Raw genomic sequence first — 16,144 nt, forward strand, 5'->3', positions numbered from 1 at the left:
GACAGCGCCATGACAGGGCGATTGTCACGAAAACGCCATCAAAGCGCCCCGCCACCGTCATATTTCCCCTCTAGCATCCCTCTCGAACCTTAACTGACCTAGTCCAGAGGGATGGGATGATGAAAAGCGTGATCGCAAGTGCACTGGCTCTGGTAGCCATCAGTCAGCCACTGTTTGCCGCCGAGAATATCGCGGATCTCGAAAAGGCCGCTCGCGGCGAAGGGCAACTCAGCAGTATCGGCATGCCCGACAGCTGGGCCAACTGGAAGGATACCTGGCAGCAGCTCGGCAGCATCTATGGCATCAAGCATCAGGATACCGACATGAGCTCCGCCCAGGAGATCGCCAAGTTCGCCGCCGAGAAGGCCAACGCCACCGCCGACATCGGCGACGTGGGCGGCGCCTTCGGTCCGGTCGCGGTCAAGCAGGGGGTCACCCAGCCCTACAAACCCTCCACCTGGGCCGATATTCCCAACTGGGCCAAGGATGCGGACGGTCACTGGATGCTGGCCTATACCGGCACCATCGCCTTCCTGATCAACAAGGATCTGGTCAAGGCCGCTCCTACCAGCTGGCAATCCCTGCTGGGTGGCGACTACAAGGTGACCCTGGGTGATGTGGGAGTCGCCTCCCAGGCCAACAACGGCGTGCTGGCGGCGGCCTATGCCACCGGCGGCAGCGAGAAGAATCTGAAACCCGCGCTGGAGCTGTTCGGCCAGCTGGCCAAGCAGGGTCGTCTCTCCCTGAACGACCCGACCATCGCCAACATCGAGAAGGGCGAGGTGGAAGTGGGGGTACTGTGGGACTTCAACGCCCTGAACTACCGCGACCAGATCGACCCCAAGAAGTTTGACGTGGTGATCCCGAGCGACGGCTCCGTCATCGCCGGTTACACCACCATCATCAACAAGTGGGCCAAGAACCCCAACGCCGCCAAGCTGGCACGGGAATACATCCTCTCCGATGCCGGTCAGATCAACCTGGCACGCGGCTACGCCCGCCCCATCCGCAGCAATGTGACCCTGCCGGACGATGTGAAGGCCAAGCTGCTGCCGGCCGAGCAGTATGCCAATGCCAAGCCGGTCCAGGATCACGCCGCCTGGGAGCAGAGCTCCAAGGCCCTGCCGCGCCAGTGGCAGGAAACCGTCATGATCAACATGCAGTAAGGGGATCCAGTGCAACACAAGGTGATAGTGGTACTTGTGGATGGTCTGGCAGCCGAGGTAGCCCATTGCATGGGCTACCTTTTCGGCATGGTGGAGGCGGGGCGGGGCCTGCATACGACACTGAACTCTGCCCTGCCGTCTCTCTCCCGGCCCCTCTACGAGTGCATCCTGACCGGCGTGCCGCCGGTGGCGAGCGGCATCACCCACAACGGAGTGAGTCGTCTCAGCCAGCACGACGCCATCTTCCATCTGGCCCGGGCCGCGGGCAAACGCACCGCCGCCGCGGCCTACTACTGGGTGAGCGAGCTTTATAACCAGAGCCCCTGGCTGGCGGCCCGCGATCGCTTTACTCACGACGAGCAACTGCCCATTCAGCACGGCTGCTTCTACTGGGATGACGCCTACCCCGACAGCCATCTGCTGATGGATGGCGAGTGGCTGCGCAGCCAGTACGATCCCGATTTTCTGCTGATCCACCCCATGGGGGTGGACGATGCCGGTCACAAGTTTGGCCTGGATTCCCGCCAGTACCGCAATCAGGCGCGCCGCATGGACAGCCTCTTGGCCGATCTGCTGCCCCAGTGGCTGGCAGAGGGGTATCAGGTGGTGATCACCTCGGATCACGGCATGAACAAGGATCTCAGCCACGGCGGCACCCTGCCCGAGGAGCGCACCGTGCCGCTCTGGCTGTTTGGCGATGCCTTTATCGAGCGCTGGCCGGATGGGGTGGTGATCGCCCAGACCCAGCTCTGCGCCCTGATGGCCGATCTGCTGGGCATTCCCCACGACAAGCCGGTGGCTCCCCCGCAGCTCAAGGCGGCCTTTATGCGCGAGGTGCACTGATGATGCCTGCCACCACCAAGATCCTCGCGGATCAACAGGTGAAGCCACGCCGGGCAAGCCGCCACTGGCTGCCCGCGATGGTGCTGCTGCCCTTTGTCCTCTTGATGATCCTGTTCCAGATCGCCCCCATGGTGTGGGTGCTGGTGGGCAGCTTTCAGACCCCGGATGGCTGGGGCCTCGACCATTACCGGGAGATTTTGAGTTCCCCCTTCTACCTGCAATCCTTCGGCAACTCCCTGCGCATCGCCGGTATCGCCAGTCTGGCGGGGCTTGCCATCGGCACCCTGGGGGCGGCGGCGCTGCGCCACAGCGGCGAACGGGTCAAGCGGCTGCTGCTGGCCTTTGTCACCATGACGGGCAACTTCAGCGGTGTGCCGCTGGCGTTCGCCTTCATCATAGTGCTCGGCATCAACGGCGCCGTTACCCTGCTGCTCAAATCCTGGGGCCTCATCGACGGCTTCAACCTCTACTCTGGGTCAGGCCTTATCCTGATTTACACCTACTTCCAGATCCCCCTTGCCCTGCTGCTGCTCTACCCGGCGTTCGATGCCCTGCAGGATGAGTGGCCGCAGGCCGCCGCGCTGTTGGGGGCAAGCAAGGGGCAGTATGTGTGGCACGTGGCGCTGCCGGTGCTCACTCCCGCCCTGCTCGGCACCCTGATCATCCTGTTTGCCAACGCCGTGGGGGCCTATGCCTCCGCCTACGCCCTCACCACGGGCAACTTCAATCTGGTGACTATCAGGGTGGCGAGCCTGGTCTCCGGCGACATCTTCCTCGAGCCCAACCTGGCGGCGGCGCTGGCGGTGATCCTGATGGTGCTGCTGGGGGTGGTGACGGCCGCCAACCAGTGGCTGCTGAAGAAGAGCTATATGAACAAGGGGCAATCCCATGCATGATTTGCAACCGAGCTGGCCGCGCTGGGTGCTGGGGGCCCTGGTGGCTACCCTGCTGCTGCCGCTGCTGGCCACCTTTCTCTATTCGATCTCTACCCGTTGGGGAGCGACCCTGCTGCCGGACGGCTTCACCCTCGACTGGTATCTCAAGCTCTGGGGCGATCCGCGCTTTCTCGCAGCCTTTGGCCGAAGCCTCCTGGTCTGCTTCGCCACCCTGCTCCTAGGCACCCTGGTGCTGGTGCCCACCGTGCTGGTGGTGGCCTACTACTTCCCCAGGCTGGATCCCTGGATGAACCTCTTGATCCTGCTCCCCTTCGCGGTGCCGCCCGTGGTCTCCTCGGTGGGCTTGCTGCAGATCTACGCCGACGGCGTCCTGCCCATTATCGGCACCCCGTGGATCCTCATCGGCACCTGGTTCACAGTGGTGTTGCCCTTCATGTACCGGGCGCTGGCCAACAGTCTGCAAGGGGTACCGCTGAAGGATCTGATGGATGCCGCCCACCTGCTGGGGGCAAGTAGTCGGCGCGCCTTCCTGCTGGTGGTGATCCCCTGCCTGCGCAAGGGACTGCTGGCGGCGCTGTTTCTCTCCCTCTCCTTCCTGCTCGGCGAATTCGTGTTCGCCAACATGCTGGTGGGCACCCGCTACGAGACCCTGCAGGTCTACCTCTACAACATGAGGTCCACCTCGGGCCACTTCACCAGTGCACTGGTGATGAGCTACTTCCTGCTGACCCTGCTGCTCACCTGGGCGGCCAACAGATTTCATCGGTGATCCAAGATGTTTCATTTAGAAGTCAATCAGTTGCATAAATCCTACGGCGATACACCTGTGTTCGAGGGGATCGAATTCGGCATTCGCAAGGGGGAGCTGGTGACCCTGCTCGGCCCCTCCGGCTGCGGCAAGTCCACCCTGCTGCGGGCGCTGGCCGGGCTCACTCCGGTGGATGGCGGTCAGGTGCGGGTGGCCGGTGAAGAGATCACCTGGCAGGCGCCCCAGAAGCGGGGCATCGGCATGGTGTTCCAGAGCTATGCGCTCTTCCCCAACATGACGGTGTGGGACAACGTCGCCTTCGGCCTCAAGATGAAGCCCCAGCCGGGGCGCGAGATGGAGGCCAGCGTGCAGGAGGCACTGGCGCTGGTGGAGCTGACCGGCTTCGAGCGCCGCTATCCGGCCGAGCTCTCCGGCGGCCAGCGCCAGCGGGTCGCGCTGGCCCGGGCCCTGGTGGTACAGCCACGGATCCTCTTGCTGGACGAGCCGCTCTCGGCGCTGGATGCCCGCATCCGCCGCAGCCTGCGCCAGCAGATCCGCGAGATCCAGCAGCGCCTCGAGCTCACCACCATCTTCGTGACCCACGATCAGGAGGAGGCGCTCACCCTGTCGGACAGGATCTTCCTGATGAACAAGGGATCCATAGTCCAGAGCGGCACGCCGGAGCAGATCTACACCCGCCCCGCCAGCGAGTTTGTGGCGGGCTTTATCGGCAACTACAACCTGCTCGGCGCAGAGCAGGGCAAGTCCCTGTTCGGCCCCCGTTTTCAGGGCAAGCTGGCGCTGCGGCCGGAGTCCATCACCCTGTTGCCCGCCGGGGCAACCAGCAGCGAGCCCAGCCTGCCCGGCATCGTCCGCCAGCAGCAGTTGCTTGGCAACGTCATCCGCTATCAGGTGGAGTGCGAGGCGGGGCTCTTGACGGTGGACTGCCTCAACCGCTGTGCCGGCGATCTGCTGGCCGTGGGCAGCGCCGTGACCCTGGCGGTGGCCCGGGATCAGCTCTGTGAGGTAGCATGAGGCCGCATTTCATTTCCATTTTCACTGCGAGGAGCGCCCATGGCACTGGCACTGTTTGATCTGGACGAGACCCTGATTGCCGGGGATTCCGCCAGCCTCTGGCTGGAGTACATGGTGGCCGAGGAGCTGGCCCCGGCGGGCATGGTGGCCGAGGAGCAGGCCATGATGTCCCTCTACCATCAGGGCAAGATGGACATGCACCAGTACATGGCCTTCACCCTGCAACCCCTGGCGGGCAAGACGCGCCAGTGGCTCGACGCCCTCTGCACCCGCTTTGCCGAGCAGGTGCTGCGCGAGCGCCTCTACCCCGAGGGGCTGGCCCGCATCGAGTGGCACCGCCAGCGCGGCGACGAGCTGGTGCTCATCTCCGCCTCCGGCGAACACCTGGTGACCCCCATGGCAAAGATGCTGGGGATGGATCACTGCGTCGCCATCCTGCTCGACGAGGAGGAGGGAAGGCTGACCGGCCAGACCCGCGGCACCCTGAGTTTTCGCGAGGGCAAGGTGGCCCGCATCAACCAGCTCTTTGCCGGGCGGGAGCAGATCTGGCAGGGGAGCTTTGGTTACAGCGACTCCCACAACGATCTGCCCATGCTGCGGGCGGTGACCCATCCCCATGCGGTCAATTCGGCCCCTGCCCTGCGCCAGTGCGCCTCGGAGCTGGGCTGGCCCCTGTGGGCGTGGCAGTTGCTCCCTTGAGCCGCTGAATGAAGAAGAGGCCCTCAGGCCTCTTCCTTGCTCAGTATCCCATCGTCTTCCGGCGGCACCTCCTGCTGCGCCAAGGGGGCGCCTCCCCCCAGATAGATGCGGTTCTTGCCATCTCGCTTGGCGCGATACACCTCGGCATCGACGATATCGAGCAGCCCCTTGGCATCCAGACCGGGGGCGCTCGCCACCAGGCCGCCGCTGAAGGTGATCCCGAGGCCGGGTTCACGCCAGTCCAGGGACGCGACCCCTATCCTGTACTGCTCCAGCAGCATCTGGCAGAAGTGGATGTCGGGGTTGGCGAACAGCACCACCAGCTCCTCGCCGCCGTAACGGCAGACCCAGCCGTGATCCTCCAGCAGCTGGTTGCCCAGCTTGGCCACCCGCTTGAGCACCACGTCTCCGGTCTGATGGCCGAAGGTGTCGTTGACCCGCTTGAAATCGTCCAGATCCACCATGGCCAGGCAGAACGGCTGATGCTCGAACAGCAGACGATTGACTCGTTCGTCGAAGAAGCGGCGATTGTAGAGGCCGGTCAACTTGTCCAGATTCGCCTGCTGGCGCGCCTCGTGGTAATCCTTGCTCACCTCCGCCAGCTCGGCATAGACGTGCCTGAGCTCGTGCATGCCCCCATGGGGCACCCCATCGGGTGGCATCCTGCTGGCGCGGATCATGGTGGAGATCTCGTCCAGCATCCGCCTGAAATAACGGGACCAGACCAGGGCCAGCAGCGCATAGAGCATGCAGGCCAGCACCACCACCCCGAGCACGTTGAGGGAGGCGCTCGCCACCACGACCTGAATGCTCGACGCCGGCAGCACGCTGATCAGCACCCAGTTGCGATCCGGCAGGCGGCTGTAGGCCACAAACTGCCGGGAGTCCGAGTCCAGGAAGATGCCGTCCTCAGCGCTGAAGCGGGAGAGCCAGCTCGGGTGCGTCATGGGCTTGAGCAGCCGGGAAGGATCGGGGTGGGCCAGCACCTTGCCGGACTGGTTGACGATCATCTGGTAACCGCTGTTCCACTGCCGGTTCAGCTGGGCGGAGAAGGGCGCCAAGATGGCATCGACCGCGAACACCCCGCGCACCCTACCCTCCTGGTCGGTGAGCGCCCGTGCGAGCGCGATCACCAGGTTGCCGTTGGTGTAGTCGTAATAGGGCTCGGTCCAGACCATCTTGCCCACATGCTGGCTGGCCAGCTGATACCAGGGGCGCGTCCTGGGATCGAAGCCCGTATCCGCCTGCCACTCGGGGTAGATCAGCATCTGGCGCTCGGCGGTGCCGACATAGATGTAGATGAGATCCGCCATGACCCCCTTGTAGAGGCGCCACTCCTTGAGGTAGCCCTCGGCATTGTGCAGACGGGGGCCGCTGATGTCGTCCACCTTCACCTGGTCGTAGATGAGGGTGAACTGGCGTTCCATTTCGTGCAGGTAGGGCTCGATGAAGACGTGACGCAACTGGTGGTTGGTGGCGAGCAGACGGTGTTGCAACTCTCGTTGCAGGCTGCGCTCCATGTGCAGGTAGTAGATGGCGCCCAGCATCAGCACGGGAATGAACAACAGCAACAGGCCCAGACGCATCCTGGCAACCAGGGACCAGGTCTTTTTGGAGACTGCCCGTTTATCCAACCCTGCCTCCTGCTATCCCCCGACGTCGTGTAGTGTCAGAATATCAGCCCCGCTCTATGGCGTCCAAAGAGAAGCTTGCCATGTGGCCAACGAGAAGGAACAGGCTCGGATGTTGAACCCGGAACTGCTGACCGCGCTCCATTATTGCGCCGTGATCACCCTGACCGGCGCCATCACCTCGGTGTACTTTCTGTTCCGGCGCGGCATGTCCATCGAGCAGGTGCGCAAGCTGCTGCTGGCAGACAGCCTGGCGGCGCTGGCGCTGCTGTTCATCTTCATCACTGGCGTGCTCATGGTGCTCGCTCATCCGCTGCAACCTTCGGCCCTGCTGGCCAATCCCGGCTATCGCACCAAGCTGCTGCTGTTCTTCGCCATGGCCCTCAGCTTCGGCTACCCCAGCCGGCTGTTCCATCACTGGCGCCGCTCCCTGCGTCAGGGGCGCGCCCCCATTGTCTCCATCCAGCAGCAGTTCTGGGTGATCTGGATCCTTCGGGGCAACCTGCTGCTGCTCGCCCTGCTGCCCCTGCTCGCCAGGCTGGCTGGCGGCTGGTAGCCGCCTCGGGCTGGCGCCCATCTGATTGCAAATCACCGGCGACAAAGCCCCCCGCTGACGGGTATCGTACTGAGAGGGGCCCGAGTGCCTCTGTCACTGCTCTCTCAGGGATGAATCCGTATGCGTTCAAACATGATGTTATTGATGGCCGCCGCCATCTGGGGGCTGGGCTTCGTCGCCCAGCGCCTGGGGATGGATCACATGGGGCCTTTCACCTTCAACGGCCTGCGCTTCCTGCTCGGGGCCGCCTCCCTGCTGCCGCTCTTGTGGTGGCTCAAGTCGCGCCAGCCCAGACCGCAATCCGGATCATCATCGGGCGATCGCCGCCTGCTGCTGGTCGGGGGCCTGATCGCCGGGGGCGTGCTGTTCAGCGCAGCCTCCCTGCAGCAGGTGGGGCTGCTCTACACCACGGCCGCCAAGGCGGGCTTCATTACGGGTCTCTACATCATACTGGTGCCCGTCATCGGCCTGGCCCTGCGCCACAAGACAGGGGCCAACACCTGGATTGGCGCCCTCATCGCCATGGCCGGGCTCTATTACCTCAGCGTCACCGAGGAGTTCACCATAGGCTACGGTGATCTGCTGCAGGTGATCGGTGCCCTGTTCTGGGCCGTTCACCTGCTGGTGCTGGATCACTACTCGAACCGGGTCGCCCCCATCCGCCTTGCCGGGGTGCAGTTCGTGGTGTGCGGCCTGCTCAGTCTTGGTACTGCCTTTGTCATCGAGACCCCGACCCTCGGCGGCGCCGTGGCGGGCTGGCAGGCCCTGCTCTACGCGGGGCTGGTGTCGGTCGGCATAGGCTACACCCTGCAGGTGGTCGGCCAGCGCGGTGCCCACCCGGCCCACGCCGCCATCATCTTGAGCCTGGAGACGGTATTCGCTGCCATCGGCGGTGTGCTGCTGCTGGGGGAACATCTGGACGAGCGAGCCATCGTAGGTTGCGCCCTGATGCTGGCAGGCATGCTGATCTCCCAGATCCGCTTGCGCTGGTGGTGGAAGTCCCGCCGGAACAAGGTGCCCAGCCAACCCTGAACGAGCGAACCTTGGTGTAGGCTGCGCCCTGATGCTGGCAGGCATGCTGATCTCCCAGATCCGCTTGCGCTGGTGGTGGAAGTCCCGCCGGGACAAGGTGCCCAGCCAACCCTGAACGAGCGAACCTTGGTGGGCTGCACCCCGATGCTGGCAGGCATGCTGATCTCCCAGATCCGCTTGCGCTGGTGGTGGAAGTCCCGCCGGAACAAGGTGCCCAGCCAACCCTGAACGAGCGAACCTTGGTGGGCTGCCCCCTGATGCAGGCATGGCGCCATCCCCCCAATAAAACGAGGCGCCCCTGGGCGCCTCGTTTTATTGCCGTCTGCCTAGCGCACGCTGGAGCAGAAGCTCACGTCGTCGCGCAGGGGGTCATTGCTCACGCTGTGATAGAGCTCGAAGCAGGGGCCGTCGCCGAACGCCAACCCGGCGGAGACTATGTCGCCTATGTGCTCCTGCCAGCGCGGCCCGTACTGGTTGCGATCCGTGATGAGGTAGCGGGACTGGGCGTAACGCCCGGCGGGGATGAGCTGGATCTCCACCTCCCCCGTCCCCAGGGTGCCCACCGGCACACTGATGCCGATGTCGGTGCGGCACTGGGCAGGCGGCGTCACCTCGGGGTTGTCGTGGTAGATGAAGATCCACTCTCCCCCTTCCAGGCCTCGGGGCGCGGCCCACTGGTGAAGGCGATGGCAGACGGCGTCATAGCCCTCGCCATAGGGACCGGTCACGCGAATATAGGCCAGGGTGCGGGCGTCCATCTCGACGGTGTTCATGGTGTTGCTCCTTGCTGATGAGTGGTCTTCAGCATAAGGGAGTACCCCTTGCCATGCGTGTCCTTCCTTGCGATCCAGGTGTCCGTTCTTGCCCTTGTCGCGGCGAAACGCTCCCGGGGTGCAGCCATAGTGACGGCGAAACGCCTTGGCAAAGGCCTGGGAGCTGCCGAGCCCCGCCCCCAGGGCGATGGCGGTGACGCTGGCATCGGTATAGCAGAGCTGCCAGGCCGCCCGCCGCATCCGCAGCCGGCGACACATCTCGCCGGGGGACTCCCCCACCACGGCGGTGAACACCCGGTGGAAGTGATAGAGGGAGAGACAGGCGCGGCTCGCCAGCTCCTCGATGGAGAGATCCGGCTCCTGCTCCAGTGCCCGCAGCACGGGAGTCAGGCGCTCGCGATAGTCGATCATGAGCGCACTCTCGCCATATAGAGGGTGTCCACCAGCACGCCGTGGCGCAGGCCGTAATCCCGGGCGACACCTTCCTGCACGAACCCGAACTTGCGGTAGAGCGCCTGCGCCGCCTCGTTGTCACTCCAGACGGTGAGCTCGAGGCGAGTCAGCCCGAGCCAGTTGTCCGCCAGATCCAGCGCGGCCGCCATCAAGTCCGAGCCCACGCCGCGCCCGGCCCAGTCATCACGCACCGCCATGCCGAGGCTCGCCACGTGGCGCCGACGCGGGTTGGGCTCCTGCCACAGGGTCAGGTTACCCACCACCAGACCATCGGATTCGGCCAGCAGCACAGTGACCCCGTCCCGCGGCTCGAGCCGCTGCTGCCAGTGGTGCAGCGAGGCGAAGGGGAGTTGCAGGGTACCGGCCTGGGCTTTGGGCATGGCGTAGAGATCGCGCAGGGGGGCGGCATCTTCCGGCCCGGCGCGGCGAATGGTGATGGACATGAGACCTCCTGATTGGCTGAGTCCCATCTTGCCGCAAGGCTGGCGTTCGTTTCCACCCCCCATCAGCGAAACCAATCAAAGGGTTAGGCACACTCCATTGGAGCCGGGCGCGCCCTTCCCCTAGTCTGGCGGCTCATCACAAGGAGATGCCCCATGACTGACAAGACCCTGCACAGCGCCAACGGTGCCCCCGTCGTCGACAACAACAACAGCCTCACCGCCGGCCCCCGCGGCCCCGTGCTGATGCAAGACATCTGGTTGATGGAGAAACTCGCCCACTTCGACCGCGAGCGCATTCCCGAGCGGGTGGTTCACGCCAAGGGTTCGGGCGCCTACGGCACCTTCACCGTCACCCACGACATCAGCCAATTCAGCAAGGCCGACCTGTTCAATGCCATCGGCAAGCAGACCCCGGTCTTCCTGCGCTTCTCCACCGTGGCCGGTGAGAAGGGCGCAGCCGACGCCGAGCGCGACGTGCGCGGCTTCGCCCTCAAGTTCTACACCGAGCAGGGCAACTGGGATCTGGTGGGCAACAACACCCCCGTCTTCTTCATCCGGGATCCGCTGAAGTTCCCCGACTTCATCCACACCCAGAAGCGGGATCCGCGCACCAACCTGCGCAGCGCCACCGCCGCCTGGGACTTCTGGTCACGCCACCCGGAATCCCTGCATCAGGTCACCATACTGTTCAGCGATCGCGGCATCCCCAGGAGCCTGCGGGAGATGAACGGCTACGGCAGCCACACCTTCAGCTTCATCAACTCGGCCAACGAGCGCTTCTGGGTCAAGTTCCACTTCAAGACCGAGCAGGGCCACAGCTTCTACACAGATGAGGAGGCGGCCAATGCCGTCGGCCAGGACAGAGAGACCAGCCAGGCCGATCTGTTCAATGCCATAGAGCGGGGCGACTTCCCGCGCTGGAAGGTCTATGTGCAGGTGATGCCGGAGGCCGAGGCCCAGACCTACCAGATCCACCCGTTCGACCTCACCAAGGTGTGGCCGCACAAGGACTATCCGCTGATCCCGCTGGGCGTGCTGGAGCTCAACCAGAATCCGGACAACTACTTCGCCCACGTGGAGCAGGCCGCCTTCACCCCGGCCAACGTGGTGCCCGGCATCGGCTTCTCGCCGGATCGCATGCTGCAGGGGCGGCTCTTCTCCTACGGTGACACCCAGCGCTATCGTCTCGGCGTCAACCACGGCCTGCTGCCGGTCAACGCCCCCCGCTGCCCCTTCCACCACGGCGCCCACCGTGACGGCGCCATGCGGGCGGACAGCAACGGCGGTGCCAGCCCCAACTACCAGCCGAACCGCTTCGGTACCCAGCAGCCGAGCGAGCAGCACGAGCCGGCACTGAGCCTGGAAGGGGCCGCCCTGCACTACGACTTCCGCGACTACGATGACGACTACTACAGCCAGCCGGGGGACCTGTTCCGCCTGATGGACGAGGGGCAGCGCGCACGCCTTGCCGCCAACCTGGCGCGTTCCCTCGTCAACGTGGAGGATGACGCCATAGTCGCAGCCCAGCTCAGCCACTTCGAGCAGGCCGACCCCGAGTACGCCAAACGGGTCGAACTGGCACTGGCCGCCCTGCAGCGCTAAGCCGCAGGCAGTAAGCATCTGCAAACGCAAAACGGGGGCCTGATGGCCCCCGTTGTCGTGATGCTGACGGTGATAAATGCAAAAACGGAGCCAAATGCTCCGTTTTTCAATGCGGTATCCATCCCGGACGCAGCGCCCTCGCGCTCTTCCCGCGCCCTTGCCAACAAGCGTTTGTACCACCCGTTACGGCAACCAAGCTGTGCATTGGAAGAGCACCGCCGAGCTGGTGATAAATAAAAAACGGAGCCCGAGGCTCCGTTTTTCAATGCGGTATCAATCCCGGACGGAACGCGCTTCGCGCTCTTCCCGCTCCCTTGCCAACAAGCGTTTGTACCACCAGCTACTGCGACGACGTTGTGCATTGGAAGAGCGACGAGCCATTTCTTAGGTTCCAGCCAAGAGAAGAAAGGAGCTGCATTATGCGACAGGGATCACGCCCGTGTCTGTAGCTGGATCAAGAAAAGGCTCACTGACCCACCCTGATCGTCTCCCGGTTGGGGCTACCTTCGGCGGCAGGCTGATACAACTGAGGCTCACGCCAGGCCAGGGGCCCGTTGCTCTCCTGCGGATTCTGCGGACCGCACTCCAGCCAGATATCCCCCTGCTGGATGCGGGCCCCCAGGGAGAACTTCTGATCCTGATACCAGCAGACCCGCTCCGGCAGCGATCCGAGCGGCAGCACCAGATCCGTGCCCACCGAGTGGCGAGAAGGTGTCTGCACCTTGACCGGATCCCCCAGGGCGCTGGTGGCCCCCACCAGGGCAAGCAGAGAGAAGACGAATTTAATCATGGCAAGGAACCTGTGATGAAAAGAGCCCGATCCATAGAGGCGACCATAGCCGTCGCCGACTTGACCAATAAGTGTCGGCTCATCTGGCATTCCGGGAGCAATATGATAGCCTGCCTGCGCCCACCCCCGCTCTCGGGATGATGCGGCCCAGTTCAGGTGATGTTGTCGGGATATGACAGCATAACCCCATATTAATCAAATAATTACTTGGATATGTTGTCGATGCGTATCATGCCGTTGCTCCAGGCTGCCTGCCTGAGCCTGATGTTGTCCGCCTGTGTTGCCCCCCTGCTGCTGATGAGCCCCACCAGCCAGCTGATGTGGGCCCTGCTCAAACCCCTGGTCGGTTTCGATCCGAACGAGGCCAACCTGTTCGAACAGCCGCTGATCAAGGACAGGATGACCGCCATGCTGGGGCCCAACTACGACAGCACCATGCAGTTGCTCAAGACGGCCAACGAGTTGCAGCAGGAGGGGCCGCTGTTTTACGTGGTCTCCCGCTACGCCCCAGTGCCGGATGTGGCCAAACAGGCTGGCATGGTGTGGAACGCCGACACCAACCAGCTCTCCGTCATGTTGCAGAAGGGCGACGGCGCAACCCAGGTGTTTGGCGAGAACCTGACGGCGGCGACCCCGACCTGGCCGAGCGCCATGCAGGAGTGGCAGGCCGGCAACCCGACCGCCACCGCCCTCACCGACGCCGGCAAGGTGATGACGGGAACAAGCGGTTCCCTGCTTGGCAATGTGATGGGCAACCTGCAACAGAGCGCGACTCAGGCCCTGACCGACTCGACCAGCCAGATGATCGGCAGTGCCACCGCCTCGGCGCAGCAGCAGGCCAGCAAGGCTGTCAGCGACTCCGCCAAACAGGCGGTCGGCAGCGTCACTGCCCAGGCGCAGCAACAGGCCAGCAAGGCGGTGAGCGACTCCGCCAAGCAGGTGGTCGGCAGTGCCACCGCCCAGGCGCAGCAGCAGGCCAGCAAGGCTGTCAGCGACTCCGCCAAACAGGCGGTCGGCAGCGTCACTGCCCAGGCGCAGCAGCAGGCCAGCAAGGCTGTCAGCGACTCGGCCAAGCAGGCGGTCGGCAGCGTCACCACCTCGGCGCAGCAACAGGCCAGCAAGGCTGTCAGCGACTCCGCCAAGCAGGCGGTCGGCAGTGCCACCGCCTCGGCGCAGCAGCAAGCCAGCAAGGCGGTGAGCGATGCCACCGATATCTTGCGGCAAACCAACCAGGCCGTAACCCGCTCCGCCCAGCAAGCGGTCAGCGATACCGCCAAGCAAGCGGAAGCCAGTGCGCAGCAACAGCTGAACAAGGTGGTCAGCGGGGCGACCGGCACTGTGCAGGTGCAGGCCGACAAGGTGGAAACCCAGGTGAAGCAGAGCGATCAGGCCAGGGCGGATGCCGAGGCCGAGCTGGAGAAGCTGCTCAACTAAGTCGTGTAAGAGGGCGAACCCGTGCACCATGCAAACAGGCCATCCGAGGATGGCCTGTCGTTTATCTGCGAATGGGCAGGGGAGCCTTACAGGTGGCGGTCCTGCTCGGTGGGCTTGGCCACCTTGTCTTCGCTGTGCTCGATGGCGGTGCGGATGAGGTCGACGCCGGCCCGGATGATCAGCACCCCCATGTTGACCAGCTTGACGCAGACCCACATGAAGGTGATGAGCAGGATCAGCTTGAGCACTGTCTGGAAGGCTTCCAGGAAGTTCTGCTCCAGCTGGCTGGTGAGGCCATTGGCACTGGTCATCAGCCAGGTGTAGACCTCGCGCACGAACGGAATGCGGCTCGGCATCTCCAGCACGTCCAGTGCGGCAGGCAAGGCCTGGAAGATGACGATGCTGCCAAACAGTATCAGGATGACGCCGATGGCAATCCCCAGGAAGAAACCGAACTGTCGCATGAAAGGCCCCAAGATGTGTTGAATGAGAAGAACAATAGCCGCCAATACTAGGGACTGCCCGGGCCGACGGCAATCCTTGCGCCCCAGATTGGGCCGAGACACTCCCTGCCTGCGCCAGCCATCCACCGGAAGTCATTGCCCAAGTATCTGATTTCTGTGACCCTTGTCCCCATCTATTCCCTTAGTGGCACCATCATGCCCAGACTCGCTCTCTTACTGCTTCTGCTGCTCGGCTCCCTGTCATCCTCCCTGTTCGCCGCCGAGGCGCTTCCCGGTGCGGCCGCCTGCGTGATCCGCCACCAGCAGGATCTGTTGCTGGTTCAGGACAGGATCTCCGATCGCTACAGCCTGAGTGGCGGCTACATAGACGGGGGCGAGACGCCCGCCCAGGCGGCCCTGCGGGAGCTGTTCGAGGAGACGGGGCTCCATGGCCGGATCACCGGGGAGCTGGGTCGCTGGCAGCGCGCCATGGTATTCGCCTGCCAGACGCTGACCCCCATCCGGGCCCAGCGCGGCTCGGGTTTTGTCTCCCTGCTTGAGGCCCCGAACCTCGGCGGCGAAATTCTCAACGCCAGGCTGATCGATGCCGCCAGCCTGCCCCATGCTCAGCGCCGCTTCCCGACACAGCTCGACTGGCTCGCCCCCCGGCTGGCCGAGGTGCCCGAGAGCGAGGTGAAATGGGTGCCGGACTTCAGTCCCGAAGGCAGCGCCCTGCACAGGGCAGAGCTGCCGCTGATCCAGCGCCTGCAGCAGTGGCTGGGGCCAGACGCGCGCTGGCTTGAGGTCGGCAATCTGCTGGGATCGGCGGCCTTCCAGCTGGCCCTGCTCCCCTTCTTGCTCCCCCTGCTGGGCTGGCCAAGGCTGCGCAACCTGCTGTTTGCCATGGTGCTGCTCACCCTGCTGGTGCAGTTGCTCAAGGAGGGGGTAGCCTGGCCCAGGCCCTTCCACCTCGATCCCATGCTGGGGCAAAGGAGCGCCCAGGGCTTTGGCATGCCGAGCGGCCACGCCGCCTCGACCCTGCTCTACTGGGGCCTGCTGCTCGGCGCCCTGACCTCCCTCAGAGCCTGGCAGGGCATGGTGCTGGCGCTGCTGCTGGCGGCCCTGGCCGGGCTGGCCCGCATCTGGCTCGGCGTGCACTTCCTCTCGGATGTGGCGGCCGGCCTGGGTCTCGGCGCCCTGCTGCTGGCACTGCGCGCCCCCCTGGCGGCACTGGCGCAGCGCCAAGCCCCCTGGGCTCTCCTGCTGCTGGCCTGCGCCCTGGCGGGCTGGCTGACCCAGTCCACCGCCCTGGCGGGGCTCGCCATGTTCACCCTGGGGCTGGTATCGGGTAATCTGCTACAACTCGAACGACACCCAGCTCCCGCCCTCCATGCCACTCTGCTGGCCCTGGCGGGCGGCCTGTTCATCGGCGGGGGGCTGTTCGTGCTCCCTGTGCTCACCGACAGCTCTGTGCTGCTCCTGGCGGGAAAAGGGTTACTCTATGGCTGCCTGGGGTTCTGGCTGAGTGCCGCACTCTGGTGGCTGCTGTCTTTTATCAATACTGGCGCCGGATCCCGGCGCCCCACCCCTCGTTAAAGGG

Annotated in this window: 16 protein-coding genes; 11 read left to right on the forward strand and 5 right to left on the reverse strand. The window is 64.4% G+C overall.

Annotated elements, in window-relative coordinates:
- The first annotated feature begins 119 nt into the window (after positions 1 to 119).
- From ACWPWQ_RS03670 to ACWPWQ_RS03695, 6 genes are read left to right on the forward strand one after another with little or no spacing between them, the layout of a single operon-like run.
- On the forward strand, positions 120 to 1,166 hold the full coding sequence (locus tag ACWPWQ_RS03670; RefSeq protein WP_139406501.1) for an ABC transporter substrate-binding protein: 1,047 nt from the start codon (positions 120 to 122) through the stop codon (positions 1,164 to 1,166).
- Positions 1,167 to 1,175: 9 nt separating this feature from the next.
- The gene (locus ACWPWQ_RS03675; RefSeq protein ID WP_454009024.1) at positions 1,176 to 2,009 is read left to right on the forward strand and encodes an alkaline phosphatase family protein; all 834 of its coding nucleotides are present in this window, start codon (positions 1,176 to 1,178) and stop codon (positions 2,007 to 2,009) included.
- Entirely contained in the window at positions 2,009 to 2,905 is an 897-nt protein-coding gene (locus ACWPWQ_RS03680) for an ABC transporter permease (RefSeq protein WP_454009025.1), read from the forward strand. The genes ACWPWQ_RS03675 and ACWPWQ_RS03680 overlap by 1 nt, the downstream gene beginning before the upstream one ends.
- Positions 2,898 to 3,674, forward strand: a complete 777-nt coding sequence (locus ACWPWQ_RS03685; protein WP_454009026.1) for an ABC transporter permease — start codon at positions 2,898 to 2,900, stop codon at positions 3,672 to 3,674. The genes ACWPWQ_RS03680 and ACWPWQ_RS03685 overlap by 8 nt, the downstream gene beginning before the upstream one ends.
- Before the next feature lie 6 nt (positions 3,675 to 3,680).
- Positions 3,681 to 4,688, forward strand: coding sequence for an ABC transporter ATP-binding protein (locus ACWPWQ_RS03690; RefSeq protein WP_454009027.1), 1,008 nt, complete (start codon positions 3,681 to 3,683; stop codon positions 4,686 to 4,688).
- Positions 4,689 to 4,727: 39 nt separating this feature from the next.
- On the forward strand, positions 4,728 to 5,387 hold the full coding sequence (locus ACWPWQ_RS03695) for an HAD family hydrolase (protein ID WP_454009028.1): 660 nt from the start codon (positions 4,728 to 4,730) through the stop codon (positions 5,385 to 5,387).
- A gap of 23 nt (positions 5,388 to 5,410) precedes the next feature.
- Here the strand turns inward: ACWPWQ_RS03695 and ACWPWQ_RS03700 are convergent, their stop codons facing one another.
- The gene (locus tag ACWPWQ_RS03700; RefSeq protein WP_202047556.1) at positions 5,411 to 7,021 is read right to left on the reverse strand and encodes a sensor domain-containing diguanylate cyclase; all 1,611 of its coding nucleotides are present in this window, start codon (positions 7,019 to 7,021) and stop codon (positions 5,411 to 5,413) included.
- A gap of 109 nt (positions 7,022 to 7,130) precedes the next feature.
- Here ACWPWQ_RS03700 and ACWPWQ_RS03705 point away from each other — a divergent pair, with 109 nt between their 5' ends.
- Positions 7,131 to 7,574, forward strand: coding sequence for a DUF2214 family protein (locus ACWPWQ_RS03705; protein ID WP_202047557.1), 444 nt, complete (start codon positions 7,131 to 7,133; stop codon positions 7,572 to 7,574).
- 120 nt (positions 7,575 to 7,694) lie between these two features.
- Positions 7,695 to 8,606 (forward strand): DMT family transporter, encoded by a 912-nt coding sequence (locus ACWPWQ_RS03710; protein ID WP_429110624.1) that lies wholly within the window; start codon positions 7,695 to 7,697, stop codon positions 8,604 to 8,606.
- A gap of 326 nt (positions 8,607 to 8,932) precedes the next feature.
- On the opposite strand, the gene ACWPWQ_RS03715 is transcribed toward ACWPWQ_RS03710, so the two are convergent.
- Complete coding sequence (locus ACWPWQ_RS03715; RefSeq protein ID WP_454009029.1) at positions 8,933 to 9,790, reverse strand: AraC family transcriptional regulator; 858 nt, start codon at positions 9,788 to 9,790, stop codon at positions 8,933 to 8,935.
- Positions 9,787 to 10,275: a GNAT family N-acetyltransferase gene (locus tag ACWPWQ_RS03720; protein WP_139436211.1), complete on the reverse strand. Its 489-nt coding sequence runs from the start codon at positions 10,273 to 10,275 to the stop codon at positions 9,787 to 9,789. Before ACWPWQ_RS03720 ends, ACWPWQ_RS03715 begins: the two co-directional genes overlap by 4 nt.
- 153 nt (positions 10,276 to 10,428) lie before the next feature.
- Between ACWPWQ_RS03720 and ACWPWQ_RS03725 the strand changes: the two genes are divergently transcribed.
- Positions 10,429 to 11,877 (forward strand): catalase, encoded by a 1,449-nt coding sequence (locus ACWPWQ_RS03725; RefSeq protein ID WP_454009030.1) that lies wholly within the window; start codon positions 10,429 to 10,431, stop codon positions 11,875 to 11,877.
- 466 nt (positions 11,878 to 12,343) lie between these two features.
- On the opposite strand, the gene ACWPWQ_RS03730 is transcribed toward ACWPWQ_RS03725, so the two are convergent.
- On the reverse strand, positions 12,344 to 12,667 hold the full coding sequence (locus ACWPWQ_RS03730) for a YnjH family protein (RefSeq protein WP_454009031.1): 324 nt from the start codon (positions 12,665 to 12,667) through the stop codon (positions 12,344 to 12,346).
- Between the two features lie 222 nt (positions 12,668 to 12,889).
- Here ACWPWQ_RS03730 and ACWPWQ_RS03735 point away from each other — a divergent pair, with 222 nt between their 5' ends.
- Positions 12,890 to 14,101, forward strand: a complete 1,212-nt coding sequence (locus ACWPWQ_RS03735; RefSeq protein WP_454009032.1) for a hypothetical protein — start codon at positions 12,890 to 12,892, stop codon at positions 14,099 to 14,101.
- Positions 14,102 to 14,187: 86 nt separating this feature from the next.
- Here the strand turns inward: ACWPWQ_RS03735 and ACWPWQ_RS03740 are convergent, their stop codons facing one another.
- Positions 14,188 to 14,565, reverse strand: coding sequence for a hypothetical protein (locus ACWPWQ_RS03740; RefSeq protein WP_106885584.1), 378 nt, complete (start codon positions 14,563 to 14,565; stop codon positions 14,188 to 14,190).
- 195 nt (positions 14,566 to 14,760) lie between these two features.
- Here ACWPWQ_RS03740 and ACWPWQ_RS03745 point away from each other — a divergent pair, with 195 nt between their 5' ends.
- The gene (locus ACWPWQ_RS03745; protein ID WP_454009033.1) at positions 14,761 to 16,140 is read left to right on the forward strand and encodes a bifunctional NUDIX hydrolase/phosphatase PAP2 family protein; all 1,380 of its coding nucleotides are present in this window, start codon (positions 14,761 to 14,763) and stop codon (positions 16,138 to 16,140) included.
- Positions 16,141 to 16,144: the final 4 nt, after the last annotated feature.

It is taken from the genome of Aeromonas sp. Marseille-Q7275 (assembly GCF_965119515.1).